Origin of the sequence: Methylobacterium sp. B1, assembly GCF_000333255.1 — a bacterium.
Classification (GTDB): domain Bacteria; phylum Pseudomonadota; class Alphaproteobacteria; order Rhizobiales; family Beijerinckiaceae; genus Methylobacterium; species Methylobacterium fujisawaense.
The window spans coordinates 1-8,084 of the sequence record NZ_BACT01000319.1 but is presented as its reverse complement, the minus strand read 5'-3'; the positions used below and the strand labels follow the sequence as shown (position 1 = coordinate 8,084).

The 8,084-nt window shown below is 70.7% G+C and carries 7 protein-coding genes and 1 pseudogene; 4 read left to right on the top strand and 4 right to left on the bottom strand.

Going from position 1 to position 8,084, the window contains the following annotated elements:
• Positions 1-1,819 (top strand): DNA polymerase III subunit alpha (gene dnaE / locus I53_RS09370; protein ID WP_043349607.1); only part of this gene is annotated, 1,819 nt, incomplete at its 5' end.
• On the opposite strand, the gene I53_RS09365 is transcribed toward dnaE, so the two are convergent.
• On the bottom strand, positions 1,816-2,439 hold the full coding sequence (locus I53_RS09365) for a hypothetical protein (protein WP_043349609.1): 624 nt from the start codon (positions 2,437-2,439) through the stop codon (positions 1,816-1,818). The two genes, dnaE and I53_RS09365, sit on opposite strands and share 4 nt — an antisense overlap.
• Positions 2,440-2,614: 175 nt before the next feature.
• Here I53_RS09365 and I53_RS33820 point away from each other — a divergent pair, with 175 nt between their 5' ends.
• On the top strand, positions 2,615-2,758 hold the full coding sequence (locus tag I53_RS33820; RefSeq protein WP_164706385.1) for a hypothetical protein: 144 nt from the start codon (positions 2,615-2,617) through the stop codon (positions 2,756-2,758).
• A 3-nt stretch (positions 2,759-2,761) separates the two neighbouring features.
• Here I53_RS33820 and I53_RS09360 read toward each other — a convergent pair whose 3' ends face one another.
• Together I53_RS09360 and I53_RS09355 are read right to left on the bottom strand one after the other, a co-directional pair.
• The gene (locus I53_RS09360; protein WP_043349605.1) at positions 2,762-3,457 is read right to left on the bottom strand and encodes a gamma-glutamylcyclotransferase; all 696 of its coding nucleotides are present in this window, start codon (positions 3,455-3,457) and stop codon (positions 2,762-2,764) included.
• Positions 3,458-3,476: 19 nt separating this feature from the next.
• Positions 3,477-3,878 carry a hypothetical protein gene (locus tag I53_RS09355; RefSeq protein ID WP_043349603.1) on the bottom strand — a complete coding sequence of 134 codons (402 nt, stop codon included), beginning with the start codon at positions 3,876-3,878 and terminating at the stop codon, positions 3,477-3,479.
• Between the two features lie 131 nt (positions 3,879-4,009).
• On the opposite strand from I53_RS09355, the gene recO reads away from it, so the two are divergent.
• Together recO and parC are read left to right on the top strand one after the other, a co-directional pair.
• Positions 4,010-4,729 carry a DNA repair protein RecO gene (gene recO / locus I53_RS09350; protein ID WP_043349601.1) on the top strand — a complete coding sequence of 240 codons (720 nt, stop codon included), beginning with the start codon at positions 4,010-4,012 and terminating at the stop codon, positions 4,727-4,729.
• Between the two features lie 248 nt (positions 4,730-4,977).
• On the top strand, positions 4,978-7,224 hold the full coding sequence (parC, locus tag I53_RS09345; RefSeq protein ID WP_043349600.1) for a DNA topoisomerase IV subunit A: 2,247 nt from the start codon (positions 4,978-4,980) through the stop codon (positions 7,222-7,224).
• Positions 7,225-7,749: 525 nt separating this feature from the next.
• On the opposite strand, the pseudogene I53_RS09340 reads toward parC, so the two are convergent.
• A pseudogene (locus tag I53_RS09340) lies at positions 7,750-8,084 on the bottom strand (DNA-3-methyladenine glycosylase 2 family protein); the annotation flags it as partial.

The window sequence follows — 8,084 nt, the reverse complement described above, 5'->3', positions numbered from 1 at the left end:
CATGCGGGTGACCCAGTTCAACATGAAGTGGGTCGAGCAGGCCGGGCTGGTGAAGTTCGACTTCCTGGGCCTCAAAACCCTGACCATGCTGCGCTGCTGCACCGATCTCCTGAAGCAGCGCGGCATCGAGATCGACCTCGCGTCGCTGCCGCTCGACGATCCGAACACCTACGGGCCGATGGGCCGGGGTGAGACGGTCGGCGTGTTCCAGGTGGAATCGGCTGGCATGCGCAAGGCGCTCTGCGAAATGCAGGCCGACCGGCTGGAGGACATCATCGCGCTGGTGGCCCTCTACCGCCCGGGCCCAATGGCCAACATCCCGGTCTATTGCGAGCGCAAGCTCGGCCGCGACGCCGGAAACGAGGCGTCCTGGTACCCGGATCCGAAGCTGGAGCCGATGCTGAAGGAGACCTTCGGCATCATCGTCTACCAGGAACAGGTGATGGAGATCGCCAAGGTCCTGGCGGGCTACTCGCTCGGCGAGGCCGACATGCTCCGGCGCGCCATGGGCAAGAAGATCCGCGCCGAGATGGACGCGCAGCGCGACCGGTTCCTGAAGGGCTGCACCGAGCGCGGGCTGACCAAGGCCAAGGCCAACGAAATCTTCGACCTTCTGGCCAAGTTCGCCGATTACGGCTTCAACAAGAGCCACGCGGCGGCCTACGCGCTGCTGACCTACCAGACCGCCTATCTCAAGGCGAACTTCCCGGTCGAGTTCCTGGCCGCCGCCATGACCCTCGACATCGACAACACCGACAAGCTCGCCGAATTCCGACAGGACGCCCAGCGCCTCAAGATCACGGTGGAGCCGCCCTCGATCAACACCTCCGGCGAGGTGTTCGAGGTGCGCGACGGCAAGATCTTCTACGCGCTCGCCGCCATCAAGGGCGTCGGCCGGGAGGCGGTGCGGGCGCTGGTGGAGGCCCGCGGCGACCGGCCGTTCAAGGACCTGGCCTGCCTCGCCCGCCGCCTCAACCCGCGGCAGATCAACAAGCGCACCCTGGAGAGCCTCGTCCAGGCCGGGGCGCTCGACTGCATCGAGCCGGATCGGGCCCGGGCCTTCGCGGCGGTGGAGCCGATGATGAAGCTCGCCGCCAGCGCGGCGGAGGCGGAATCGGCCGGCGTCACCGACATGTTCGGCGGCGTGGTGGCGGACGACGTGTCCCTGCGGATCCCGCCCCACGAGATCTGGCCGATGGCCGACACGTTGAAGCGGGAATACGCGGCGATCGGGTTCTTCATCTCCGGTCATCCGCTGGACGAGTACGGCGACCTGCTCGACAAGCTGCGGGTGCAGAGCTGGACCGATTTCTGCCGCGCGGTGCGGGCCGGGACCTCCAGCGTCGGCCGGGTGGCGGCCTCCGTGCTCGACCGGGCGGAGCGGCGCACCAAGACCGGCAACAAGATGGGCATCGTCACCCTCTCGGACCGGACCGCGCATTTCGAGGCGATCATCTTTTCCGAGGGGCTCGGCCAGTACCGCGACATCCTCGAACCGGGCCGCCCGCTCGTGCTGCAACTCCAGGCCAACCTGGAGGGCGAGGACGTGCGCGCCCGCATCCTCACCGCGGAACCCCTCGACCAGGCGGTGGCCCGCCACCAGAAGGGGATCCGCATCCACCTGAGCGACCCGCGCGGCGTCGCCCCCGTGCAGCAGCGCCTGTCGATGCGCGGCGAGAGTGAGGTGTCGCTGATCCTCAAGCTCGATGGCGGCAGCCGCGAGGTGGAGATCCGGCTGCCCGGCAAATTCCAGGCGACGCCGACGCTCGCCGGCCAGCTCCGGACCGTGCCGGGGGTGGTGCAGGTGGAGGTGAGCTAGAACGGGGCCGCCAGGCAGCCGGTGAGGGCGCCCTTCAGCGCGGCGGCGTCGCTCTCCGCCACCGTGAACACCGCCGTCAGGGCCGGATCGCCGGAGCGCGGGCTCGCCTGCGTCCAGGTGAGCTTGGTGCCGGGCTGGGTGAGCGCCACGGCGAGGCCGCGCAGCGGATCCTCGCCGCGGCGGGCGCCCGTCACCGTCAGGGTGAAGCCCGAATCCGCCCCGGTCGCCGCGCCCTGCACGGGCATCCGCATGGAGCGCACGCTGCCGGCACTGGAGACGAGGATGCCGGTGAGCGGCGTCGCGCTGCCGGAGCCTTCGAGCCCGGCGAAGTCGAAGCGCGGCGCCAACTCGGCGAAGCGCGGCACCGTCAGCGCCGCCGACAGGCCGGTCCCGCCCGGATCACAGGCGAGGTAAAGGGTCGCCGGACGCTGATCCGTCCCCAGGTCGGCGGTGCCGGTGAGGTTCGCGCCGCCACCGGGCGCCCGGGTGCCGCCGGCGAGCAGCGGCGTCCGCCCGGTGAGGATGTCGGACAGCCTGTCGCCGCGGCTCAGCGGCCCCGCCAGGAGAGCCACGGCGGCGATGCCGACGACCGCCAGGGCTACGCCGATCCGGAGCCGCATCTCATCCTCCACCTGTGGACATCCCGGGCCGGCGGCATAGACGATCGCGGCCGGCCCGCAACCCTTCCTTCACCACATCCGCAGGAACCGGGCCGCGATCCCGTCCGTGTGCACCGCAGCAACTCCTTAAAAAGCGATCGATCCTATGCACCGGCGCTCAAGCTTGAGCGTCGCCATGCGCACGAAGATCCTGCTCGCCCTCACCCTGCTGGTCTACGTCACCACCGGCCGCGCCCCCGGGATCCGGGAGCCGCGCAACCCGGATGCCGAGCATGCGGGCGGACGTGTCGCCGTGGTGATGAAGCGGGCCTGGACCTGAACCTCACGCCCCCGGAGCGCAGGCCCTCAGCCGCGCGGCCACGAGGGCCTGGAGATTCCAGAGATGGCGGTCGCGGATGCCGAGGCGCTCGCAGGCGTCCACGGTCCGGAACAGGTATTCGGCGCTCGGTCCCTTGTGCCCGCAGGCGGCGGCGATCTTTTCCGCGATTTCGGCGTCCGAGAGGCGGCCGGCGTAGCGGTCGCTGGCGCGGTTGGCCAGGAAGGTCAGCGCCGACACGGTCCCGGTCTCGGTGGCGACCGGCAGCCAGCGGGCGACGTAGCCCCGGCCCCGCATCTCCCGGCGCCAGACCGGCATCAGCGCCTCGCGGATCTCCATCCCGGGCAGGCGGAACACGACGCCCCGGCAGAGGCCGCCGCGGTCCAGCGCCAGGACGAAGCCCGGCCGCTCCGGCGTGCCGCGGAATCGGCGCTGCAGCAGGCAGAACCGGCGGTGGAAGCCGCGCACCGTCCCGATCCGGCGCTCGGCGACCTCGAATTCCGGATTCCACATCAGCGAGCCGTAGGCGAAGACCCAGAGATCGCAGCCCTCGCGCCCGGCGACGATCGCCTCCAGGCCCGGGCGCAGCTCCGAATCCGACAGCACGTCGAGGGCGCTCGGGTCGTCGGGGATCGGGACGGAATGCGCGCGGGCGATCAGGTCGAGGCTGAGGTCGAGGGTGCGGGCGGGCGCGCAGGGCATGGCCCTCAACGCAGCGGCCTCACGGCTTGTTGCCCAGCGCGTCGAGTTCGGGGAAGGGCCGGGTGCGATGGCCGGTGCAGACCTCGTCGTCGTCGAGCACCGTGAGCCGGTCGGCCTCGTAGAGCAACGTCACCTTCGGGCGCTCGGGCTTGCCGAAGGTCCGGCCGTACATCCGGCCCGACACGCAGTAGATCACCCGGCCGCCCTCCGCGATCGGCCCGGCGATCCGGCTGCCCTCGAACCGCACCGGCAGCAGCGAGACCGAACCGAAGGCGACCTGCTTGAGCGCCAGGGCGGCGATCCGCTGGAGGAGGGCCGGGGAGGGCACGTCCTCGGCCGCGGGCTTCGGTTTGCGCGGCCCGGCCTGCGCGCCGGCGGAGGCGAGGGCGAAGATGATGGCAAGAGCGGCGCGGGGCGGCATCGGCCCTCGCTATCCGGCCAAGGCTGCCTGAGGCTGGACAGCGCCGAAGGCTGCGGGTCCCTATATGAGGAGAACGAGCGGCACGCGCCCGTCGCGCGCCGCGCCCCTTTCACCTCACGACGCGACGTTCGATGCAATGGACCGACGACGCCCTGGTGCTCGGCCTGCGCCGGCACGGGGAGACCGGCGTCATCCTGGAGGCGATGACCGAGGCCCATGGACGCCATCTCGGCCTCGTCCATGGCGGACGCTCGCGGCGGATGCAGCCGGTGCTCCAGCCCGGCAACCGGGTCCGGCTGACCTGGCGGGCGCGCCTCGACGAGGGCCTCGGCGCCTACGCGGTGGAGCCCCTCGAGTCGCAGGTCTCCCGGCTGATCGGATCGAGCCTGGCCCTATACGGCATCGGACACCTCGCGGCGCTGCTGCGGCTCCTCCCCGAGCGCGACCCGCATCCGGCACTCTACGCGGCGGCGGGGATCCTCGTCGAGCACCTCGACGACCCCGCCATCGCGCCGCCCCTGATGGTGCGGTTCGAGTTGGCCATCCTGTCGGAGCTCGGTTTCGGCCTGGACCTGACAGCCTGCGCCGCCACCGGCGGCAACGACGCCCTCGCCTACGTCTCGCCGAAGAGCGGCCGGGCGGTCAGCGCCTCGGCGGGCGAGCCCTATCGGGACCGTCTTCTCGCGCTTCCAACCTTCCTGCTCGCCGGCGGATCCCCGGGTCCGGACGGCGTTGCCCAAGGGTTTACCTTGACGGGGTACTTCCTCGACCGGCACGTCTGGGGCCCTCGGGGCCTCGCGCCGTCCGAGGAGCGGGCGCGATTCGTTGCGCTCGGCCGAGAGGCCGGGTAATGTTCGCGCTATGTTCTAATCGCGCCCGGGTCTGAGCGCGGCTCAACCCGGGCTGTGTCATCCCGTCGTTTCGGGGCCGCGAAGCGGAGCCCGGAATCCAGAATCGCTCGACCCGCAAGGTTCGTCCGCCTCCTCGGACAGGGTCGGTGGTTCTGGATTCCGGGCTCGCCTTCGGTGCCCCGGACTGACGAACCATCCGGAAAGGCGGCGCTGCCGGTCGGCGGCCCCGCCCTGAGACAGGAGCCGTCATGGGCCAGCCCTTCGAGCCGCCGTCCGGCGACGGGATCGAGAGCGTCGAGCTGAAATCCGCGCTGGAAGAGCGCTACCTCGCCTATGCGCTGTCCACGATCATGCACCGGGCGCTGCCGGATGCCCGCGACGGGCTGAAGCCCGTGCATCGACGCATCCTCTACGGGATGCGGCTGCTGCGCCTCGACCCCAACACCGCGCACAAGAAATGCGCCAAGATCGTCGGCGACGTGATGGGTGACTTCCACCCGCACGGCGACCAGGCGATCTACGACGCCCTGGTGCGGCTTTCCCAGGACTTCGCCCAGCGCTACCCGCTGGTCGACGGGCAGGGCAATTTCGGCAACATCGACGGCGACGGTCCGGCCGCCTACCGCTACACCGAGGCGCGGCTCACCGAGGTCGCCCGCCTCCTGCTCGACGGGATCGACGAGGACACCGTCGATTTCCGGCCGTCCTACAACGGCGAGAAGGAGGAGCCGATCGTCCTGCCGGCGGCCTTCCCGAACCTGCTCGCCAACGGCAGCCAGGGCATCGCGGTCGGCATGGCGACCTCGATCCCGCCGCACAACGCCGCCGAGCTGTGCGACGCGGCGCTCTACCTGATCAACCATCCCGAGGCGACGTCCGGGCAGCTCGCGAAGTTCGTGCAGGGGCCGGACTTCCCGACCGGCGGCATCCTGGTGGATTCGGCCGAGTCGATCGCCGAGGCCTACCGCACCGGCCGCGGTGCCTTCCGGGTCCGCGCCCGCTGGACCAAGGAGGATCTCGGCCGCGGCACCTGGAACATCGTCGTCACCGAGATCCCCTACGGCATCCCGAAGGGCCGGCTGATCGAGAAGATGGCCGAGCTGCTGCAGGAGAAGAAGCTGCCGCTGCTCGCCGACGTGCGCGATGAATCCGCCGAGGACGTGCGTGTCGTGCTGGAGCCGCGCTCGCGCACGGTGGATCCGGTGATCCTGATGGAATCGCTGTTCCGGCTCACCGAGCTGGAGGCGCGGATCCCGCTCAACCTCAACGTCCTGGTCGGCGGCCTCGTGCCGAAGGTGATCGGGCTCGCCGAGTGCCTGCGGGAATGGGTCGACCACCGCCGCGTCGTCCTGCAGCGCCGCTCGCGCTACCGCCTCGGCCAGATCGACCGCCGCCTGGAGATCCTGGGCGGGTTGCTCATCGTCTATCTCGACCTCGACGAGGTGATCCGCATCATCCGCGAGGAGGACGAGCCGAAGGCCGCCCTGATGGCCCGTTTCGCGCTGACCGAGATCCAGGCCAACGCCATCCTCGACACCCGCCTGCGCAGCTTGCGCAAGCTGGAGGAGATGGAGTTGAAGCGCGAGTTCGACGCGCTCACCGCCGAGAAGGCCGAGATCGACGCCCTGCTCGCCTCCGAGCCGGCGCAGTGGAAGACGATCCAGGCGCAGATCCGCGCCGTGAAGAAGACCTTCGGGCCCGAGACCAAGCTCGGCAAGCGCCGCACGACGCTGGCGAGCCCCCCGGATGTCGGCGGCATCGACTTCACCGCGGCCCTGGTCGAGCGCGAGCCGATCACCGTGATCGTCTCCACCAAGGGCTGGATCCGGGCGCTCAAAGGCCACGTCGCCGACCTCTCGGGCGTTGCGTTCAAGGGCGACGACACCCTGAAGATCGCCTTCCCCACCGAGACCACCCAGAAGATCCTGCTGCTCGCCACGAACGGCAAGGTGTTCACGCTGGAAGCCTCGAAGCTACCGGGCGGGCGCGGCTTCGGCGACCCGGTGCGGCTGATGGCCGACCTCGACGACGGCACCGAGATCGTGGCGGCGCTGCCCTACCGGCCCGAGACCAAGCTGCTGATCGCGGGCTCGGACGGGCGCGGCTTCGTGGCGCCCGCCGACGCGCTGGTGGCCAACACCCGCAAGGGCAAGAACGTTCTGGGCCTCGACGGCGACGCCAAAGCGGCGGTGCTGGTGCCGGCCGAGGGCGACCACGTCGCGGTGGTCAACACGGAAAAGCTGCTGCTGATCTTCCCGATCTCCGAGGTGGCCGAACTCGCCCGCGGCAAGGGCGTGCGCCTCCAGCGCTGCCGCAGCGGCGGGCTGCTCGACGCGCACGTGTTCAAGCTGGCGGACGGCCTGCCCTGGCAGGACGGCTCACCGGAGGGCCGGCTCGCCAACGCGTCGGTGCTGGAGAAGTGGCTCGGCCACCGCGCCGAGGTCGGGCTGATGATGGCGCGCAGCTTCCCGAAATTCGAGCGGTTCGGGCGCTGAAGCGGGACCGACTGAAAGAGGACGGCCATACGCACGTCCGTTCATGTAGGCGCGACAGGCTCCCTCTCCCGTTCGGGAGAGGGTTGGGGTGAGGGTCGAGAAGGATCAGAATAGAGCCCGCCATCGACGCGCGTTTGGGTCGCGCCTCTTCCGGATCGTTCTCATCCCTCACCCTGTCCCTCTCCCGCTCGGGAGAGGGGACCCACGCCTCGTTCGGAGACGGTCTGAGCGCGAACGCTGATCGAGCCAGAGCGCGCCAGGGGCCACCACGCCGCCGATCGGAACCGCCAGAAGAAAGAGCTGGGCTGTCGTCACGGGCAAAGGGTCCGTGGTGCGTGCCACCCGCCCCCTGTAGGGCGCCATCCATGGCCCCACAACGACCATGGGGGCACCGGGTCGACCAGCCCCTCCGTCATCGCGAGCACAGCGAAGTGACTCAGGGCTAGCGGCATACGTTAGCGTGGTGCCGACTGGATTGCTTCGCTCCGCTCGCAAGGACGGCGGCGTTGACATCAGGGAAGGCGATCACCGCCCCTTCACGGTCGCCTCGTCCGCCGCCCAGAGGTGCTGCGCCGCGTAGGCCCGGAACGGGCGCCACGCCTCGGCCCGGGCCAGGAGCGCCGCCGGGCTCGGACGCCCGGTGCGGCTCTCCAGCGCTCGCAGCAGGCCGACATCGCCCACCGGCAGGGCGTCGGGCAGCTTGAGCGCCCGCATGGCGATGTACTGCGCCGTCCAGGGACCGATCCCGCGGATCGCCGTGAAGCGGAGCACCGCGGCCTCCAGCGACTCCGCCGGGGCGAACAGGTCCGGATCGGCCAAAGCCGCCGCGGCCAGCGCCCGGATCGCCGCGCCGCGGCCCG

Bases quoted from the DNA above. Each gene is read 5' to 3' on its own strand.
- I53_RS33820 (WP_164706385.1), top strand. From the start codon at position 2,615: ATGCGCACGAAGATCCTGCTCGCCCTCACCCTGCTGGTCTACGTCACC.
- I53_RS09365 (WP_043349609.1), bottom strand. From the start codon at position 2,439: ATGCGGCTCCGGATCGGCGTAGCCCTGGCGGTCGTCGGCATCGCCGCC.
- I53_RS09355 (WP_043349603.1), bottom strand. From the start codon at position 3,878: ATGCCGCCCCGCGCCGCTCTTGCCATCATCTTCGCCCTCGCCTCCGCC.
- I53_RS09360 (WP_043349605.1), bottom strand. From the start codon at position 3,457: ATGCCCTGCGCGCCCGCCCGCACCCTCGACCTCAGCCTCGACCTGATC.
- parC (WP_043349600.1), top strand. From the start codon at position 4,978: ATGGGCCAGCCCTTCGAGCCGCCGTCCGGCGACGGGATCGAGAGCGTC.
- recO (WP_043349601.1), top strand. From the start codon at position 4,010: ATGCAATGGACCGACGACGCCCTGGTGCTCGGCCTGCGCCGGCACGGG.